This is a genomic window from Methanosarcina siciliae T4/M (assembly GCF_000970085.1).
GTDB classification, from domain to species: domain Archaea; phylum Halobacteriota; class Methanosarcinia; order Methanosarcinales; family Methanosarcinaceae; genus Methanosarcina; species Methanosarcina siciliae.
Window position 1 is genome coordinate 2,445,695 of the sequence record NZ_CP009506.1, and the last position, 18,537, is coordinate 2,464,231.

Annotated in this window: 16 protein-coding genes; 4 read left to right on the plus strand and 12 right to left on the minus strand. The window is 34.4% G+C overall.

Going from position 1 to position 18,537, the window contains the following annotated elements; all coding sequences use genetic code 11:
• The 8 genes from MSSIT_RS10385 to MSSIT_RS10415 form a co-directional block, all read right to left on the minus strand.
• A complete protein-coding gene (locus MSSIT_RS10385) occupies positions 1-906 on the minus strand; it encodes an ABC transporter permease (protein ID WP_048172206.1) in 906 nt (301 codons plus the stop codon).
• A 9-nt stretch (positions 907-915) separates the two neighbouring features.
• Positions 916-2,526, minus strand: a complete 1,611-nt coding sequence (locus MSSIT_RS10390; RefSeq protein WP_048172208.1) for a TolB-like translocation protein — start codon at positions 2,524-2,526, stop codon at positions 916-918.
• Between the two features lie 437 nt (positions 2,527-2,963).
• A complete protein-coding gene (locus tag MSSIT_RS10395; RefSeq protein ID WP_048172210.1) occupies positions 2,964-4,130 on the minus strand; it encodes a hypothetical protein in 1,167 nt (388 codons plus the stop codon).
• Between the two features lie 943 nt (positions 4,131-5,073).
• Positions 5,074-5,367 (minus strand): potassium channel family protein, encoded by a 294-nt coding sequence (locus MSSIT_RS22010; RefSeq protein WP_231590508.1) that lies wholly within the window; start codon positions 5,365-5,367, stop codon positions 5,074-5,076.
• A 209-nt stretch (positions 5,368-5,576) separates the two neighbouring features.
• Entirely contained in the window at positions 5,577-6,368 is a 792-nt protein-coding gene (locus tag MSSIT_RS10400; protein WP_231590509.1) for a winged helix-turn-helix transcriptional regulator, read from the minus strand.
• Positions 6,328-6,888: a hypothetical protein gene (locus tag MSSIT_RS10405; protein ID WP_231590510.1), complete on the minus strand. Its 561-nt coding sequence runs from the start codon at positions 6,886-6,888 to the stop codon at positions 6,328-6,330. The genes MSSIT_RS10400 and MSSIT_RS10405 overlap by 41 nt, the downstream gene beginning before the upstream one ends.
• 358 nt (positions 6,889-7,246) lie before the next feature.
• On the minus strand, positions 7,247-7,927 hold the full coding sequence (locus tag MSSIT_RS10410) for a YIP1 family protein (protein WP_048172214.1): 681 nt from the start codon (positions 7,925-7,927) through the stop codon (positions 7,247-7,249).
• 471 nt (positions 7,928-8,398) lie between these two features.
• Entirely contained in the window at positions 8,399-8,806 is a 408-nt protein-coding gene (locus MSSIT_RS10415; RefSeq protein ID WP_048172216.1) for a pyridoxamine 5'-phosphate oxidase family protein, read from the minus strand.
• A 273-nt stretch (positions 8,807-9,079) separates the two neighbouring features.
• Between MSSIT_RS10415 and MSSIT_RS10420 the strand changes: the two genes are divergently transcribed.
• The 3 genes from MSSIT_RS10420 (at position 9,080) to MSSIT_RS10430 (ending at position 11,691) form a co-directional block, all read left to right on the plus strand.
• On the plus strand, positions 9,080-9,862 hold the full coding sequence (locus MSSIT_RS10420; protein WP_048172217.1) for a PQQ-binding-like beta-propeller repeat protein: 783 nt from the start codon (positions 9,080-9,082) through the stop codon (positions 9,860-9,862).
• 414 nt (positions 9,863-10,276) lie between these two features.
• The gene (locus tag MSSIT_RS10425; protein ID WP_048172220.1) at positions 10,277-10,738 is read left to right on the plus strand and encodes a hypothetical protein; all 462 of its coding nucleotides are present in this window, start codon (positions 10,277-10,279) and stop codon (positions 10,736-10,738) included.
• A complete protein-coding gene (locus MSSIT_RS10430) occupies positions 10,735-11,691 on the plus strand; it encodes a hypothetical protein (RefSeq protein ID WP_048172221.1) in 957 nt (318 codons plus the stop codon). The genes MSSIT_RS10425 and MSSIT_RS10430 overlap by 4 nt, the downstream gene beginning before the upstream one ends.
• Before the next feature lie 789 nt (positions 11,692-12,480).
• Here the strand turns inward: MSSIT_RS10430 and MSSIT_RS10435 are convergent.
• Genes MSSIT_RS10435 through MSSIT_RS10445 form a run of 3 tightly spaced genes read right to left on the minus strand, consistent with a single transcriptional unit; the run spans position 12,481 to position 16,090 of the window.
• On the minus strand, positions 12,481-14,403 hold the full coding sequence (locus tag MSSIT_RS10435) for a DUF3732 domain-containing protein (RefSeq protein WP_048172223.1): 1,923 nt from the start codon (positions 14,401-14,403) through the stop codon (positions 12,481-12,483).
• Positions 14,400-14,894: a three component ABC system middle component gene (locus MSSIT_RS21240; RefSeq protein ID WP_052721608.1), complete on the minus strand. Its 495-nt coding sequence runs from the start codon at positions 14,892-14,894 to the stop codon at positions 14,400-14,402. The genes MSSIT_RS10435 and MSSIT_RS21240 overlap by 4 nt, the downstream gene beginning before the upstream one ends.
• Positions 14,891-16,090, minus strand: coding sequence for an ABC-three component system protein (locus tag MSSIT_RS10445; RefSeq protein ID WP_048172225.1), 1,200 nt, complete (start codon positions 16,088-16,090; stop codon positions 14,891-14,893). Before MSSIT_RS10445 ends, MSSIT_RS21240 begins: the two co-directional genes overlap by 4 nt.
• A gap of 270 nt (positions 16,091-16,360) precedes the next feature.
• Between MSSIT_RS10445 and MSSIT_RS10450 the strand changes: the two genes are divergently transcribed.
• Complete coding sequence (locus MSSIT_RS10450) at positions 16,361-16,933, plus strand: hypothetical protein (RefSeq protein WP_048172226.1); 573 nt, start codon at positions 16,361-16,363, stop codon at positions 16,931-16,933.
• A 659-nt stretch (positions 16,934-17,592) separates the two neighbouring features.
• Here the strand turns inward: MSSIT_RS10450 and MSSIT_RS10455 are convergent.
• A complete protein-coding gene (locus MSSIT_RS10455) occupies positions 17,593-18,537 on the minus strand; it encodes a hypothetical protein (RefSeq protein ID WP_048172227.1) in 945 nt (314 codons plus the stop codon).

Genomic DNA, 18,537 nt, shown 5'->3' on the forward strand with positions numbered 1-18,537 from the left:
TTACCCCATGTCCTTTGATACATCCTGGCGCAAAAACATTATAAATGCTATTATAATTAAAAAAATGGGAGTAATAATTAAAATTAGAACATTTATCCAGAGCTCATTCCACCACTGCTCCAGCGTATATTCCATGTCAAATATCCCTTTCACGCTTGGTTTCTCACTCGAAACACCCGACCAACTCAAACTAGGTCTACCACTTACCGCCATAGCATAATGATGTGCTGGCGTCAATTTTTGAATATCTGCATTAAATTTTAGAAAACGCTCATTATTGTCTAAATCTGTGGGTTTATGATCGGTTACAATAGAAGCAGTTGTAGCACAAATCATACCAAATACAATACATAACACAACCCAGATCGCTATGTTGTATACCAGTGATTTTGTGGCATTTTTTGTCACAATAGAACTAAGTATGCCAAGTGACAGAAATATTGATAGATATAAGTATGTAAGAATTGCAAAGATTATCAATCGGTTTAGAATTGGTGAACTTAACTCGGTTCCTGATGCCAAAAGTATTGTTCCGAGAACTGTGAAAATTGATATAAATACTACCAGAATTAGTGTAATCATTGCTCCAAGTGCTTTTCCAGCAATGATATTGTCCCTATATATTGGATGTGTCAGAAGCACATTCAAAGACCCGGACTCCCTCTCTTTGCTAATTGCATCGAAACCAAGTGCAATTCCCATAAATGGTAAGAAGAGGGAAACAATTTGAGAGATATCAAGATAACCTCTGGTTATGGCATTCCCTTGTGGCCCAATTCCAGAATCATAACTTAAAGAAAAAACAATAGTTGTGAACACAAACATAAGTATTGCGAACCTTGGGCTCCATATATTGTCTGCAAATTCTTTCTGGGCAATCACAAACATATTCCGATATTTTTCCACAATTAACCCTCACATTATTTTTTTCATATGTATGCAGACGAATGCAATTAATACGCCCATTAATGTAATAATTGCAGTAAATCCAGGTAGTTCGGAAGTATTTGCAGTGGTGTCATCAGTAGTATTTATTTTTGAATTTTCGCCCATATCTTTTTTGATTATCACCGTTTCGGATGCTGTACTGTTTGTGTAATTTTCGTCAGATATTTGTGTGTGGGCACCTTGTTCATTTATTCCGAAAATAATATTATCTACAGCAATGAAGTGCCCGGATGGATCCAAACTGAGTCTATCTAAATTCTTCAATGGTAGTGGTATGTCCCAAGTATCATGTGTGCTGGTATTTAGTACCGATAACTTATAATCCGTAACAAATAGTACGTCCGTACCTTCCCACGAGTAATAGGACACATTTTCGATTGTCAATTCATCTGATTCGTTATGAAAAAATAGGTCATATGTTTTTGTATAAGGTGGATTCGTGGAGTTGGGATTAAGACTGACCGCAGAGATACAACCATTAGATGCAACCATCCCATCGATATCCCTATCCTTCTCGATGATTTTTTTCATCTTTCCGGTTATCGAGAGTGAATACAGCGCACAAGAATCATCAGAACATTTTTTAACTAAAATCCTTTCACTGTCCGGATACCATTGTATCACCCTTGACGAACCCGAAGTAAAAGTTGTAATTTTTACAGGCTTCTCCAGGTCTTCATCCGCAACATATATATCGTAACTGACATCGTCGACTTTTTCTGATGTTTTAATCTCATAGAAAATTAATTTTTTACTATCCTTACTCCATTTTTCGCCATACATTCCAACATGCTCTGCAGAATAAATCTGATTAAGTGCTTTTTTTTCAAGATCTAAGGTGATAATCTCATGGCTGTTTTTTAAAAATACGATTTTCTTACCATCCGGAGACCATTCCATATCAGTTATTTCTGCGTCATCACCCGATATGCTAAAATTTAACTCATTTTTTTCATCCAGATCGTAAATGATAATTTCTCCAGGTACGAGTGCAGCAAATTTATTTTCTTTTGGGGACCATTTGAAGTTAGATAAATCAGATTCTAAACCTGTTACTTTTGGATCTAATTCTACCTTTTGAATAAGGTTTAGATCTTTTGACATAACATAAAGATTGACAGATTTTATCTTATACATTATTCCTTTTACCCACTCCACATATGCAAAATAATCGCCAGATTGGCTCCATAAGGGTGGATTAATTGTTATTCCACCGCTACTGGAAATAAATTCTGCCCATGCAATACGCGTTATTCCGGATCCATCAACATTTGCTGCATAGAGTGCATCTACACAGCCGTCTAAATCAGGTTTCCCTTTTGGATATACATTGACAGATCCATCAATCAGCATATGACTGCCTTCAGGGCTCCAGATTATATCAAAAACAGGTTTATTCCCTATATCAAAGTGATTCGTATCCACAAGACTTATAAGGTCTCCCCCTACTGTCTGATTCAAATCAGATACTACGCTTACATTCGTCTGGTTTAAGCTATCGCTTGCAGAAACCGGTTGAAAAGATATGTAAACTAGAGCAATGAACATCAGTGTTAGTGTGATCTGTTTATTGAACATTTGACTCTCCTCCATTGACCATAGGTTAAGAATTCTGCTTGCCTATATGCTATCGATTTTGAAACAGAAATTAATCCGTAATTTCTGGCACAACATCTAAATCGATACGTTTTTCCATTCTCAATCAAACAAAATTATAGGTAACTGTTGCGTAGGTAAAAATAATCTACAATGATTCTTCATTTAATAAATAGCTCATGAATCGTCATACTTATTGAGCTATATTCATCAAAGATATTATGAGATCAGATGCTTATTTAGCTTTAAAACTCGGAATTTATACATAGAAACATAAATCGATATTCCAATGTAATTCTTAAAATCAAACCTGTACAAGCATGAAATATAAAATATAAGAGAAGGGATGGATCAAACTTCTAAGGTATAGGAAAGTACAAAACTTATTAAAATTCCAAAGATAGTAGTTCAATCCTGTATTACTTTTTCCTGAGTCTCCAGCCTCCATACAAACAGGTCAAGCTTCCCAATAATCCAAAACCTGGAGTAGAATTATTTTCACTTGATTTATCTCCACTGGAGCTACTTTTATTAGCAGACTCAGAATCGTTATTGTTTAAATTATTGATTTCACCAGTGTTTTTTTCTCCAGATCCCAACAAATTTGTTTCTTCTCTAACCGCTTCTCCGTCTTCAATCACTTCTTCATCAAGTTGTAGATATCCGCTCTCTTCAAAAGCAACCGGAATATCAGTCACATTTTGTTTTCTTGCTTCTTCATCAATTATCTGGTAAATCTCTTCGACTAAGACAGCTTTTTCTTCAGAAGGTAAACCATCGTAAATATCTACAACCAATCTTGTGAGCTCTATTCCATATGCTACCACCTGGCCTTTTTCCAAATATGGTAAGATTTTTCCTTCCGTACCGTTTTTAATCGAATACAGCTTGCTTCCCCAGGAACTTACCTCTGTCCTGTCTTTTAATAATGGAATTTCTCCGTAATTTGCAATATAATTTCCAGATAGTTTTTCAGGTTTTTTCTTCATATATTCTTCAATAGCTCGTATCTCTGATTCAGAAAGGTTTTCCACGTTTTCTCCATATGTGTGATAAACGCCATGTTCCGAATCCAGTGGGATTTCAGCTTGATAAATTCCATACCCGAATTCTACAGGGGTATCCTGTATACCCATTTCTTTTGCAGAATTATCTATTAGAGCGTATATCTCATCCATCAGAGGTTCATCAACATTACCATATCTGAACAAAATTAAGAAATATCCCTGCGAATTAGTCCCACATGTTACTATCTCTCCATGAGGATACATATACTCGGAAACAATAGTATCCTTTATTTTTTCACTTAGATCCTCAAGAGAAGATTTCCAGCTCTCTTTTTGTTCTTCAGTTTCCAGATCAGGGAGTTTACCGTATCTGGTAATCACAGTATTTCCGTATGAATTCAGACCAAAAAAATAGTTATAGTCGTCGTAATTTACATTACTGATTTCAGAATTCAAGTAATCACCCGGCTGAGCTGAGTTATTATCGGTTGAATTTATTCCGAAAGCTGTGCCTGTGATACAATAAAAAATCACAAAAAATTCCATTGAAAATATGAAGATAGTTCTCAGTTTTTTCATATAATATCCCTCAATGAAATATATCTCGCCTAAAATTATTAAAAAATAAAAATGGAGTGTAATACCTTTTCAAACTTTAAGAGGGTAAACACCTAAATCAGATACAACCAAATCCGATACAATCCCCGAAAATGGTGAGAAATAAGCATTACTATTTAATGAACCGTGGTGAATTCCTATGATATACAAGTTATCATTTGACATGCGATAGACTGGAGCTTCACTATCTCCTCCCGCAGAACTATAACTTGCCTTTACCTGATTATAATACATCCACCAATCTTGATTTACTGTAATACCAATACCTGTAATAGTTCTACTTGTTACACCAGTACTTATCTCAGATTAACATTACCAGTACACATTATATAAACCCCAAAGTTTTTCACCAGATCCTTTAACAATCAAACCTGATGCGTAAGTTGAAACAATTATTCTTTAGAATTTACATTTAATATGAAAAGCTATTTTATTCTCTGGCATATATCATATATATATTGAAAATCCGTAATCTTCAAAGTCATTTTTATTTTTTTGGAATGAGATCTGATTATTTGGAAAACAGAAACTACAGTAAAGGCTGCATTCTTAATTGACATGTTTCAGGCATCTAATCCAGAATCAACTAATTTTGTGTTAATAGGTCTTCTTTGGAAATAAAATATGAACTTACTACCTGAAATAAAAGGTTTATTCCGGTAGCGTCAAAAAATGTGTCTTCCAATGTTAGAGAATTTTCTCTAAGTTTGAAAACCCGGCTTTCACTTTCATTCTCTAATTATATTTAAAAAATAGAAATGAGTGAACCTTTCCTGCATCAGAATAAATGATTGAAGTTTTTTATTTCTTTTTAAGTGCAAGTGACTTATTTATTGTAATATTCAAATATATTTTGTATTCAGGAGATTTACAAATTAAAGGAAAAGGACTTATAGTCAAACTTTTAGTTTTTCCAAGATGTTTCAGATAGAGATTTGAAAATCTCAGCTATTATAATAACGATCGGGACTACTATTATGCTAAATCCTAATATTTTGACAACCGAAGCCACCAATCTGCCGAAATTTGTTTGCAGAACCGTATCTCCGTATCCAGTAGTGAGAAGTGTTGTGATAGCCCAGTAGACACTTGTGGATAAAACAGCCGGTTTTCCTTCTACAAAATATACTATAACCCCTGAGATTAGCGTCAAACTCAGAACAGTAAATAGAAATGCAATTATTTTGCGACAACTCACGTAAAAAATTCTTATAAGAAGGCTGCTTGAAATTATACCATCACCAATCGAATTTTTACAGTAAAATTATTTAATAGTTGTATGAACACTGAACTATATGAATAAAAATTATGTCCTGTTTATGGGAAGGTTCAGACTATGGTTCAGACTATAACTCAAGGAAAATTATAGGGTTTTAGCAAGAAACTCTTTATTTAAAGTGCTTTCCTTCAATTAAACCTGGATTCAAAGAATTTCATGTATGATCTTTCGATTAAATCCCGATAAACAGGATTTATGCTGTATATCATACTCCTGCCTGCCTTATATTCTTCAATAAGACCCGAATCCTTTAATTTTGTCACATGCCAGTTCATTGAAGCTCTGGAAATTCCTATTTTACGGGCAAGGTCTCCGTTGGTATTGCATTCTCTATACAATATATTCAATATTATATTGCGGCTCATCTCATTTTGAAGGGATGAAATAACCAATTTTTCATTCTCGCCATATGTGAAATTATTCTGGAAATATCGGACATTTCCGTGATCGATGTGAGCCTCAATCAGATTTTCCTCTTCGAGAACATTGAGATGATAGCGCAGGGTCCCTCTGTTAATCTCCAAATTATTTGCTATCTCACTGGGACAGGTTCCGGGATTAACTTTAATAAATGAAAATATGAATTTTCTCTTCAGGGCCCCAACAGCATTTGAATGATCAGATACTCGAAATCCGAGTATTGCGAAAAGAAACTTTGCAGGAAGAATCAGCATATCTACCACTGACAAGATCTGCGTTAGAGCCAGCCAGAGAAGGAACTGCCAGTAAACTGTAAAGTCCTTTAGTAGTACTACCTCTTCTCCATCAATAGAAACTCCGACCTGGTCACTTGGAACAGGCTTTACTATATATTCCGTAGCTCCAGCTGTTGCTGTTAACAAAAAAAATAATAAGAAGATGGTAAGCTTTTTTTGAAGCTTAACGCTGGTAGACATTAAGCGTGTAACTTTGGCTTCCACTGACCGATTCTCCGTAGACCTTGAACTGCCAAGTTCCCTGTTCTACATATCCCTGAGAAGGATATATATCGAGGCATATCCTGCCATTTACGCTTCCATCATAATTATCACGGTAAGTTCCTACTTTGCTTCCTGATGGGGTGTAAACGCTGAGAGTCAGAGAATCACTCGTATCTCCCCAATTCAAATCAACTTCAAGATAATTTATTCCTGAGCCTACGCCCACATAGTGTTTTATGGTCTGTCCCTGAATTATATACTGAGTTGACCGCACAGAGAAAGTGACATCCGTATCAGAAGAGTTTTCTGTCCAGGGACTAACAATATACTCTACTCCAGCAGAAGCCGAAGTATCTTCAGCAGCGGAGTTTACTGCATATTCATTTTCGGCTGAAACCGCAGGCACAGCCATCAATCCTATAATTATACATAATACACAAACTTTCCAGGCTTCCATAATATCACCTAAAAAACCTAAAAAGTCCAGACATATAAGTTTTATGGCCATAGTCTCTAACAATCAGTGCGACCTCTCAGAATTAGTGTTTTCTGTTTTTATGAAAAAGTATTATAATAAGAAAGAAAACACTCCGAGAAAAAGACATCATAAGACCTTTTATCCGGCATTACTTAGCAAAAAAAAGAGAGATTATGAGAATGTATTTTCATCCTCAATGTCAGAATAAAATCGTAAATATTATAAACCATTCTGAGATAACCATAAACTGTTTTCAAACTCATATTCTTATTTTGCACCCATATAATTCCATGATTTCCATGATAAAAAGAAATCTGGTAGTTTGAATTGCGCCCTACGGGATATAATAACACCCCTTTTGTTTTATTGTTATACAACCTTTTGTTTTGTTGTTACGGAATTAAATGCTCCCTGAAGTAAACATCAGTAGATATATCAGGTAAACAATATACAGGCCTGCCGGAATGCCTACAGTAAGGGAAGCATTTTTAATTGACATGTTTCGGGCATGTAAAAGTGCAAACACCCAGATGTACGCAGATAGTAAGGTGCATAAAATTCCAATTATTTGTGATGTATAATAGAAGGGATTGTTTGAGAAGACCTGTCTTATGCCCTGTACCATGATTTGTGAGCCCATTGATGAAAAATCTACTGAAGACAGCAATTTATACGATACGACAAAGCTTATGAAACCGCTAAATATTAGTGGTACAAACCCGTAACTCACGAATTCCAGAGTCCTCTTAAATGAACCTGTTGAATGAAACAAAGATGATATTAAATACAGGATCCCAGCCAGTATAAACCATGTTAAAAATGTTCCAATCAAACCTCCAAGGACACCTCCAGCGGCACCAAAGAATATTGCTATGGAAGAGAAAGACGAGCCAGATGAGCCAAGGTCGGAAGAAAGCGATTCTCTAAACATATTCATGACAAGGAAACTTGAAGCTATTGCAAATGCCGAGTATGCAAGTAATATCAGGGCAGGATACTTAAAACTGACTTCATTTTTCGATTTCCGGCTGAAAAACGAATCCGGGTTAAATAATAGACGATTTAGATCTAGGTTATCCATATTTTTCCACCGTTAGAAATGTCATTCAAGAACTGTAAGATCACTTGCATAGTTTCAATATATTTACTTAAATATTTCCACTGAATTCTATAATTTTCAATTTTCCCTTCACGGTCAAATCATTATTCGCAAATCAAATAATATAAGTTCTAATTGGAGGATTTTTTAATATATGTTTATATGAACGGATCACACATTTAAATAATTTAGATTATTGATGTAACTTGGTGAAAATTGATTGATATCGTTTTTTGATCTCTAACTACCTCATATAGTTGCTTTTACCTCATGCATGAAAGTGAGACGGATCTATTTGGACAAGTATGGCCCCTAGAAGGCCAATTCCAATAAAAGGCATCGAAGGATCTATTATCGAAAACATTTCGTCAAAAAAGAGAGTAAATGAGGATTATTTCCATCCTCTGAGTCCTGATAAAATAGTAAATTTTTTATATAGCCCATGAAAGGCTTTCAAAGAAGCTGCTTTCCGGCTCCTGCCCCGGATTTGCACTCATAAACATCGGTGATTTTCATAACGGCAAGGGCTTTTGCAGGGAACCTGTCTCCCAAACTCTTGACAGCTTTGTACATCTTCTCATATTCTTCTCCATCGGTTTTGATCTCAAAATCCCCTTTTATCTGGTAGCAACCCTTGACCTCAGGCCCCCAGACATAGATTGAACCTCTCGGGTTTTCTTCAAGGTTCTGGCGGGTCTTATGGAAAAAATTGTCCGCAATCCAGATAGTCTCTCTATCTTCCTGAAGCTTACAAAAGCCAATTGGTATGACATTCGGTTCTCCGCTTTTCGAAGAGGTTGCAAAGGGAAAAACCGTCATTTTTGCAAAATCTTCAACCATTTCATTGCTCAATTTAACCATTCTCATCACTCCGTCATTGAATCTTTTTTATTAGAATAAATACTTATACGTAACCCTTATTTAAACTAATTAAGTTACAAAGTTGGTGATGTTTTAAAATATAATGAATTAAAGGACGATGCATATATAAAAAACTGGTTATCAGGAATTGGAGCAAAAACAACAACCAGAGAAGGCTATACTGATAGTTTAAGAGCTTATACTGAATTCCTGAATAAGATTCCTGAACAAATCATCATCGAATCTGAAGAAGACGTAAAATCCGGTAAGCTGGTGAGGGAAAGAAGGATTTTCAACGAATTAAGGGAATTTAGGGAATTCTTAGAATCCTCTGATATAGCCCCAATGTCGATAAAAGCTAGATTGACTGGTGTAAGAAGCTTTTTTAGTTTTTATAATATCCAATTACCTGTTTTACCCAGATCGGCTACTAGTGCAAGGCCATTGATGGAAAATAGAGCAATTCCAACAAAAGAAGACATCAGAGAAACACTAACCGTAGCTGATCACTTAGAGAAGGCATTAGTTCTTACTGGCATTTCAAGTGGCCTCTCCATAAACGAAATTTCAAACTTAACGGTAAGGGGATTTATGGAAGGTTATGACGAAGAAACCGGAATAACAACCCTACACCTTATTAGGGAAAAAGTGGGATATGAGTTTTATACATTCTTAACTCCTGAAGCTTCGAGGGCTATATGGAATTATCTGGAATATAGAGGAAGGACAACTGAAAAGAAAGACAAAGTCAGACAAAGCCAGTTACTAAAACAAAAAATAAAATACAACAAAAAAGGTAATCCAACGGGATACCTGTTCATTAACCGCTATATACCCTATGAATATCTTGAATGTAATAACGAAAAAGAAGCCGAAGAGCTCAGAAAGCTTAATACTAAAAATATACAAAAGATTTATAAAGAACTTAATGAAAAGGCAGGAAAATCAAACCCGTTAGGTGAACGAAACCTAGTAAGATCACATAACATAAGGAAGTTTTTCATCTGTCCCAAGTGCAAAAGTCCGTATTGGGATGTACCAAAAAAGAAAAAGTAACGCGTGGCGATATCATGAGCGCCTGAAAACTGAAACTGCAGAAGAGTTTAAAAAGTAATTATATTATTGATTCATTTCTTCTTTTATTTTGATATTCTATATAGTTCCTGAGTTTTTATAATGCCTATGTGGTGAATATATGTATACAGTGACGTAACTATTTTTATTTGTGAATCTATATGACTTCAACACGAAAATATGAATTGACTTGCAACTATTGCGGAGAAAAATTTCATACATATTTTCCAAATCGTAGGGCGTGCAATAACCCCAACTGCCACAGGAAAGCAGTAAGGGATACCAAAAAAGCACTGCAAGATCAGGTAAACCCCCGTGCGCCCCAGGAACCGGATAAACCCGCAAAACCGGCAGAACCCAAGGAACACGGGAAATACATACCCTCTATGCGAACTTGTGAAATCTGCAGACGCGAATTTATGTCGCCCACCGGTAGAGCTCTCGTTTGTTCTCCGAGATGCAGGACAGCCAAATGGAAACGAAATCACCCAGGGCGATAAAATGACGGGAAATGACGGTTACCAACCTTTGAAGTATCGTGAAATCATAGCAGACCTTATGAATGGGCTAACCCTGGACGACCAGCTCAAAAAACGAAAGGTCGAGGGGGAAAAACCATATTTAACACACCAATCACATAAATCCGTGATGAGAAAAAAAATCATGCGAGTTTACTCAATCGAGTCAGCAGTCATTGAATATTATAAAATGAATAAAAGACCAATCGAAGATATGAATCAGATTTCACAATACATTACGGACCATACATTATTCAGAAACTTTGATTGTATGCCGGTAATTCTGGAAATGTTTGCGGCAGGATGGAAGTTACCTGAAATGGAGACGGTGATGAAATGAAACCAAGTCTCGATGAAAGAGCAAGGGTGCATGAAGACGTCGATGCCACAGATTTGCTTAAGAACTTCGAATTCAAGGACTTTGAAGAGGAACCGGGAATATCCCGGAAAATGAATTACCTTGCACTATTCAACTTGCAGGCAAAAGCCAAGATGACCGACGCGATCAATGATAGCTCCTTTTTTGCATTTCTGGGAGACAGAGGTACCGGTAAAAGTACCATGTCGATCTGTCAAGCATTCGCAATAGATCCAGACTTCGACCCGGCCAATGTCTGTTTCTCGTTCGAAGAGCTGAAGGAAATTATAACCAACAAAAGAAAAGTTCCCGCAGTCTGGGAAGAAGCGGGAGTAGGGGCATATTCCAGGGATTTCATGAACCAGGTAAACAAAGATCTGAATAAATTTTTTCAGGTATTCAGGTATCGCAGGATAGCTGTTATCGCAAACTTTCAACACCTTTCACTTTTAGACAATCACACCAGGCTGCAACTCGATGTTGCTTTTTGGAACATGTCGAAAGTTTACCATACTCCAGATGGTAAGCCGTACGCCCGAAAGTTTACCATGCCGTATAAGGTATTGAAAACCCCGTTCACTGATCCCACGGTTAAGCCATATAAGGTCTATGGCAAAGGTCCGAATATGGAAGAAATAGGAGTCATTCTATTACCGATAGAAAAGGACATGCTTGAAATGTACGGTGTAAGCAACGCATTCATGCATGAATACCAAAAACGTAAACACGAATTTTTCACAGAAATGCTTGATAAGGAAGATGAACCCAAACCCAACCCAAGGCAGGCGAAAGTAATTGAAAGGCAGTTGGAAGCCTTCAGGACCGTAGCACATAATTTAATTCTCAAACATGGCATGTCCAAACGCCAGGTTGCAGAATTCATGGAAATTCCAAGGACAACACTCAATGATTGGGGTATCTTCAATTCTGATTAAATGGTCATGACGGGCGACGGCAAAAACATGTTAGTAATAGTGCAAACAACAAATCAACAACAACCAGCCTTCCACATCACTTGATAAATTGCCGTATTCCGTCAACCGGAAAGTCTCTTCCGGTCAACGCCCTTTTTGACATAACATTTTTTAACAGTGTTAATCGATATCTAATTTAGTTTAAACGTGTGATGTAAATAAACAGTGGACTTGTAATGTAGAAAAAGCCCACGAAACGAAGACCTGTTAAAAAATAAGCCTTTGTAAAATTTTTAAGGTAGATAATATAGTTTTTCACCACTATCAAACTTAATCGATGTCGAATTTGGTTTTTTTATGTGTATGAATTCATATTAACATGTTTATTGCTATCGTTTTTTTGATGGTTTGTTTACTGCCTTTGCCGTTTTACCGATTCTGCACATTGTCCGTCTTTTGCTGCATAATCTTCTGTTGATATCCCAGGACTGTCTCATATATCACAATTGGTATTATTCCATATTGTGTTTTTCTCCCTTCTTGCATTACATGAAGCAAAATGCAGAATCAGATAAACCGTTTACTCTTAATGCTCATGTTCTGGAGAGAGTGAATAAATGGGAGGTATTGGTTTCAAGTCAAAAGTAAAAATGTGTATGTTTTTACATGTAAAATGTAAAAAATGTAAATTTACAGTAAAAGAAGAAGTATTAGGAAAAAATAAGTAAAGTAGGTTATTATCGAAGCTATTTTGCTAAACCAAAAAGGCATACAAAAAATTCTCTTAGTTGCAGCTGAGTTGAATTTACGTTATTTGTACTCTATCCAAGAGTCAGGAATCAACTTTAATCCATCTGTCTTCCAAATAATACCATCTGGTATCTTATTACCACATGTTTCCTCATCAAATGTACCTTTTTGTTCATGTTCAAAAACTATTAGTTGGAACTCTTCCCCAATGTATTCTTTATAATTAAGCAACATTTCTCTAATGTTTTTTATTGTGGTAGAGTCTAAGCTTTCATCTCTCGCAGATGAGGACTGAGACATTGTTGGTTGATCAATTATTAGAAATCTAGGAACAGGTCGTTGATGTTTTACGAAATAATTATGAAAGGCAAATAAAACCGAGAGGTGATAACCAATATGATTCTTTGTACTTCCAATATTCTCAAAAAAAATTGGTTCTTCATTAACGTCAAGACCTATAATAGTACACTTTTTCAAATTAAAAGCTATTGGTTTATCGCTACAATCTAGCTTTAATTTGTATGCATTGCTGGTGATTTTGGTACCAATCTCACCACTACTTAACAGAGTATCAACTTTTACAAGTGGATCGGTTAATTTTTTTGAAATGTCTTTAATATTCTCATCAAAAGCTTTCTCTAGTTTCTTTAATTTGTAAGAATCAACGACTTCTAAGTTTTCAATCCAAAGACTTATTCTACCAAGTGTTTTGGACTGAGATATTATAGAATCCTCTTTGCGCAAGTCTTCTTTATAAAGACCGTCTATCTTAGCTGTTATCTCGCCAAGTTTTCCTTTTAATAGTTTTAATTCATCTTGTTTTAATTTAGAATATTTTTTCATATCTTCGTAATCGTTTCCAAAACCGCCTAATCTTTCTCTAATATCATCAGCATGTTCCTTGATCATCTTTATACTTGAAGACATACCCGTTATTTCTGTATTACAGAGAGGACAACAAAAAGCTTCAGAATCTGGCATCTCTTTAAAAATATTAATTGAATGAAGTCTTTCTAATCCTTCAGTAGATACTGCTTTGTAATTATCAAACAATTCACACATACCATTTATCTCAACTAAGTTTCTCTTTATATCGTCTATTTTGTCTAATATTTCATTTCTTTCCTTTCTGAGTTCAAATATTTGTGGTTCATTAATAATTTTACTTGCACGATCTTGGCTCTCAACAAGCTTAGATAACAATGGAATAATTTCTTCTGGTGAACAAGATCTATTCTCTTCTAAAATCAAGTTACACTTAATTGCTTCAGAAATAAGTGAATATCCTTTTTCAAATCTTTTACCGACTATTTTCTCATAGTCACGGATTTGTCGATTAATTTCTCTTTTTTTATCTCGTAAACCATCTAAATGTTTTTGGATTTCTATTTCTTCTTTTCCAAAAGCACCTAAAAAATAAGGGAGAGTCTTTTTGATAGCTTGCTCAACATAGAGTTCATTTTGTCCGAAAAATATGTACTTATTGGATATAATGTCATCAGAACTTTGAAATGAATAAAAAAGTGAATGCCTTAAAGTAATGCTAGGGATATAATGCTCGGGCTTGATTACAACTTTTCCATCATCTAACAAAATACCCATTCTTTCTGCAATTATTCTTTTTACCATGTCTATGGTAGCATTTTCCTTAATTTTCTTTACATCTGGAATATAATCCACATTGCATGTTTCTATGTATGATTGATTTGTGCTATTTGACTTCTCTGGATTCTTTCTTCCAATTAATATGTAATCATTCCCAACTTTAATCTTTAAAACAAACCATAATACATTCTTAGCGATAAAATTCTTTTCAACTTTAAAATCTGGGCTTCCAAAGCAATAATCAATAATATCGATCAACGCAGACTTTCCTGTATGTGACTCTCCTATTATCAAGTTTACATCGTTTGTTTTCAATTTTAAAACACGTATTTGATCATCTCGAAACCCATACAAAATTATATCTTTTATTTGTATCATGGACTTATCCCCAACAGATAAAACATGGTAGCCGAATCATAAATACTGCATTTTTTACCAAAACGACTCGACAAATCGAAATATTCTTTGGTTTTATATCCATTAACTTGCCCCCCTCTTTTTCGATACTTAGGTATTAGTTTACATTTGCCGGCTTCATCGAATTCAATCGCTTTATGTGCTATAGCAAAAATCAATGCACTTCTTGTAATTGGCATAAAGTTTTCAATTCTTTCCTTAATATTGAATTTAATTTCAGGATATTCTTTTAACATCTCCAATAACTTCGTTTTTGGATGGAGTGACATAATCTCTTCTGTCTTGGGGTGTGTTACTATGGGAAGTACAAAAAATAGAATTAAGAAATCGACTCCATTATTTTTGTCATATCCTTCTATAAACCTACATAGAATCTCAGCACAAAATGCTGGATTCAAAAGAACTGAAACCTCACTTGTTTTTGTTTGTGGGAGTTCTGTTGAAATATTCATTTTGAATATCTCCCTAATATCATACCATAATCTTTGTGCCAACCAACATCTAATTTGTCAGATAAAATCTCATAAACTCCACGTTGAACAAACGGTTCATCACATCTTTCACGAATTTTAAGATGAGGCCGAACTTTCCGTGTATCCCAGTATAGATCTCTTCCCTTTTTTTTAATATATTCAATGTCACAAGAGGAACCCAAATCACTACGCATATGTCTAAAATTTTCATTCCATTCTTCTATTAATCGCCTATTGTATTTACTAAGCTCATCATCAAAAATTTCTTGGTTCTTAATCCATTTTGTTGTCTGTAGGAATGCCTTACAATAGTCTTTTTTTGCTTGAAGTGTATCCTCACTATCTTCATTAAATCCAATTAATTTCAGTTGTTCGATGAACTTTAATGTGCTTTTCGAACTGACAGTATCTTCTATTTGTGTAGTATTTAACTCATTAAGACAAATTGAGAGATTGTTACGCCAGTATCCTTCAGATATTTCTAACTTTTTGACTCGAACTTCTCGCGTAGTTATTACATTTTGTTTAGTTTTGTCAAGTAAATGTTTTTCAACTCTGTCTTCCCACCAACCATATAATTGGTGGTATACATCGTCAATATATTTGTCATCTACAGAATGCTTTAATTTGTTTTTAATTCTTTTTGATACAACCTCGATGTTGTCACTGCTGCCGTAAATATATAAATTATTGATAATTGAAAGTTGTTCATCTTTACTTAACAAAAGAAAATCTTCTCCTCTCCTTTTTTCATTCCAACTTGTAACTTCTTTTGCGATGTTAATAATATATTTTAATTTCTTATCTACATCGAAATTCCTTTCTTCCTTGCTGAAATCGTTTAGAATCGAAGAAGCACTTAATTCAGCTGTAGTAATAAGAACAAAAAAACATTCATCTGGATTTATAATTCCATTTTTTACATTTGTAGACCAAACTCTAATCGTTTTCCAAAAATCACTCGAACGATCCGTTAAACTCTTATTTTGAAGTTCACTATGTTTAGTTTGAATTGAAACTTTTTTGTCTATACCTTCAATAAAAATATCATCAATTTTCTCTAAAGTAAGACAAACTTCTTCAGTAGATTCTATAGAATCAATTAAAAGTTTAAGTGCACACTTTTTTTGATATTCAAATCCAATAATAGGAGGGGCAGCATTAAAATTAGGCATACATAAACCTTTTAGATTATTCTTAATTGATATTTGTGTGACTCATCTTAAAGTTTTCGAAAATTATCATAATTTTTTATAAAAATTCCATAGTCTGTAAATAATAAAATGAACAAATCACCAAGAAATTTAGCGTAGATATCCGAAAATTCTGGTTGATATGTTTAATTGTTGTAACTATTCAGCCATACCCTTAGTAAAAGCAATTTTTCCTCTTTCTGAGGAAAAATTTTTAAAACTGGACAGCTTTTATTATAATTAGATAATAATATGCCTGATTCAACGATAGACAAACAAAGAGAAATTGAAATTTCGCTATTTGAAGAATATAATAAGATGTATGAGAGAGCTTTTTCACTAATAAAATTTATATTCTTTTTAATTACGTTCTATATTTCCATACTCGTATTTACAAATAATAAAATTGATGTCATTGCCAATAAACCCTACTTTACAATTGGCTCTCTTGCATTTAGTTTAGTTTTCTTGGCTATTAGCATTTTTAGTTTGACAGCTCCAACAGTTGCATTTTTCATGTCTAAATTCATAAAGGCAGGCAATTTTATGGATGGCCACTTTATTACATTTAGAGAAGGTGATGAGCTCAAAGAACATAATAGAAAAATGTATTCGTGGCTTGGTAATTTCACAGTTATTTATTATATGTCCAATTTATTAATTTTGATATCAATTATGTCATTTGGTAATTATTTTATGGAAAGTAAAATTATATTTTTCTTAATAGGTGTAATCTGTGCAGTTTCCATTTTAACTTGTATATTATATTGTCATGCATGTGCTCGTTGTGGAAATGAAACCGAGTTTTTGTTGACCCATCTATAGGGGGTAGGCCTAGTACCGTGAAAACCCAAATGTTGAACATACATTTTAGTGACTACCATCAGCTGATATTGTTTTGATCTAAATTGATGATCCATAATTAAGTTTTCATGGTACTAGTACCAGCGAAGTGGTCATTAGGTGCAAAGTTAATGGTAACAAATTAGAATTGGCTCTGCACATCTTGTTTTTAACCGCAAAAAAGAAATCTTGATATTTTATGTTAAAATATCAAGGTTCTTCCCATTAGATATTTGAGATCTTTTCGTTTCAAAAATTATGATAAAAATTGCTCTCGAAATCAAGATATGCACAGGTTTTGATCATTTATAACACGTCAGATGCTCCAAATCTTAAATCCTCTATTAGTAGATTTAGAAAAGTTCGAGTTGAGTCAGAGAACCGACTCCTTCCAATCAAGTCTCTAAAAAATATGGTCAGCTATGTGGGCGGCTCTGTAATGGATGGTGGGTATCTAAGCTATTTATGCAGGCATGAAGATATGTTTAACGATTTAAATTTTTTTGGTAAAGCTGGGGGCTGCTTTATGGGACGTTCGAAAGAGAAAAATGTTATCCTGACCTGTTAGAACCTGTAAGGAAATTGCTCATCGAATCAGGAAAACAATTTAAAAACTTGGGGTTACAAGTGGACCATTTATTTTATACTTCAGCATCTTCAGTCATATTGATGAAATTTATTATTTTTGGACTGTTTATTTCGTCCCTACAAAAAGGATTGGGATAAAAGAAACAGTTATTACTGTGGTCAAGTATTAAGATGGCACTTACATCATCCATTTTATCTAAAACAAATATCCCCTCCTCTTCTATATATGAATTATTCGATGAATTTGGAATCAAGGAATATTTACTCAAAAAGGATTCCCATCCTTTACTTATTGCCTTCTGGATTTTTATCCATGAATCACGAGCCTGTACTTCAGTGTTAACATTTTCCCAGTTTCTTCGTTTCAATTTTTCGAAGTCTTCTTCTGGAGTACCCATAGTGTTCGAACAAAAACAGCATATAGATCCATATAATATTTTACGAATATCCTCGCTGTTAATTCCCCATTCATGAATCTCGATGGCAATAATATAAGGATTTTTTTCTAGTTCGGGGTAAAAATTTTCTTTTTTCATTTTGTCATATATTTGTTGATTTTTGAAATTTTCCTTTGATCCAATGGCAGGGACTTCAACCCATCTATTAGTCAAATCTGAAGAACGGAGAATAGATAAAAAGTCATCAAATTCTGTTCTATTTTTGAGGCTAGTTACTTCTATGCATATCTTAGAATCATCGTTTATGCAAATCATGTCTGGAGATTTGTATGTCTCGCCTTTCTTTTTCTTAAAACATGTATCTTTTTCAGATAATAATTCAACTTCATGCTTATTGCTCAGTAATAGTTTTGCAACTTTTAGCTCAGAAACTGTTGACTTAAATTTTCCATTATCATCTACACTTTCGAATTTTGTATCAAGTCCTTTACATCCAAGCTGTTTAAGGTTGATAATTAAAGTTTCGACTTCTAAAAGTTCGTCGAGCCTATCTTTGTACTCTTTGAAAAGTTTTGCCTGAATATCACTACTTTTGAGCAA

Bases quoted from the DNA above. Each gene is read 5' to 3' on its own strand.
- MSSIT_RS10435 (WP_048172223.1), bottom strand. From the start codon at position 14,403: ATGATACAAATAAAAGATATAATTTTGTATGGGTTTCGAGATGATCAA.
- MSSIT_RS10430 (WP_048172221.1), top strand. From the start codon at position 10,735: ATGAAACCAAGTCTCGATGAAAGAGCAAGGGTGCATGAAGACGTCGAT.
- MSSIT_RS10410 (WP_048172214.1), bottom strand. From the start codon at position 7,927: ATGGATAACCTAGATCTAAATCGTCTATTATTTAACCCGGATTCGTTT.
- MSSIT_RS10415 (WP_048172216.1), bottom strand. From the start codon at position 8,806: ATGGTTAAATTGAGCAATGAAATGGTTGAAGATTTTGCAAAAATGACG.
- MSSIT_RS10445 (WP_048172225.1), bottom strand. From the start codon at position 16,090: ATGCCTAATTTTAATGCTGCCCCTCCTATTATTGGATTTGAATATCAA.
- MSSIT_RS10390 (WP_048172208.1), bottom strand. From the start codon at position 2,526: ATGTTCAATAAACAGATCACACTAACACTGATGTTCATTGCTCTAGTT.
- MSSIT_RS10395 (WP_048172210.1), bottom strand. From the start codon at position 4,130: ATGAAAAAACTGAGAACTATCTTCATATTTTCAATGGAATTTTTTGTG.
- MSSIT_RS10450 (WP_048172226.1), top strand. From the start codon at position 16,361: ATGCCTGATTCAACGATAGACAAACAAAGAGAAATTGAAATTTCGCTA.
- MSSIT_RS21240 (WP_052721608.1), bottom strand. From the start codon at position 14,894: ATGAATATTTCAACAGAACTCCCACAAACAAAAACAAGTGAGGTTTCA.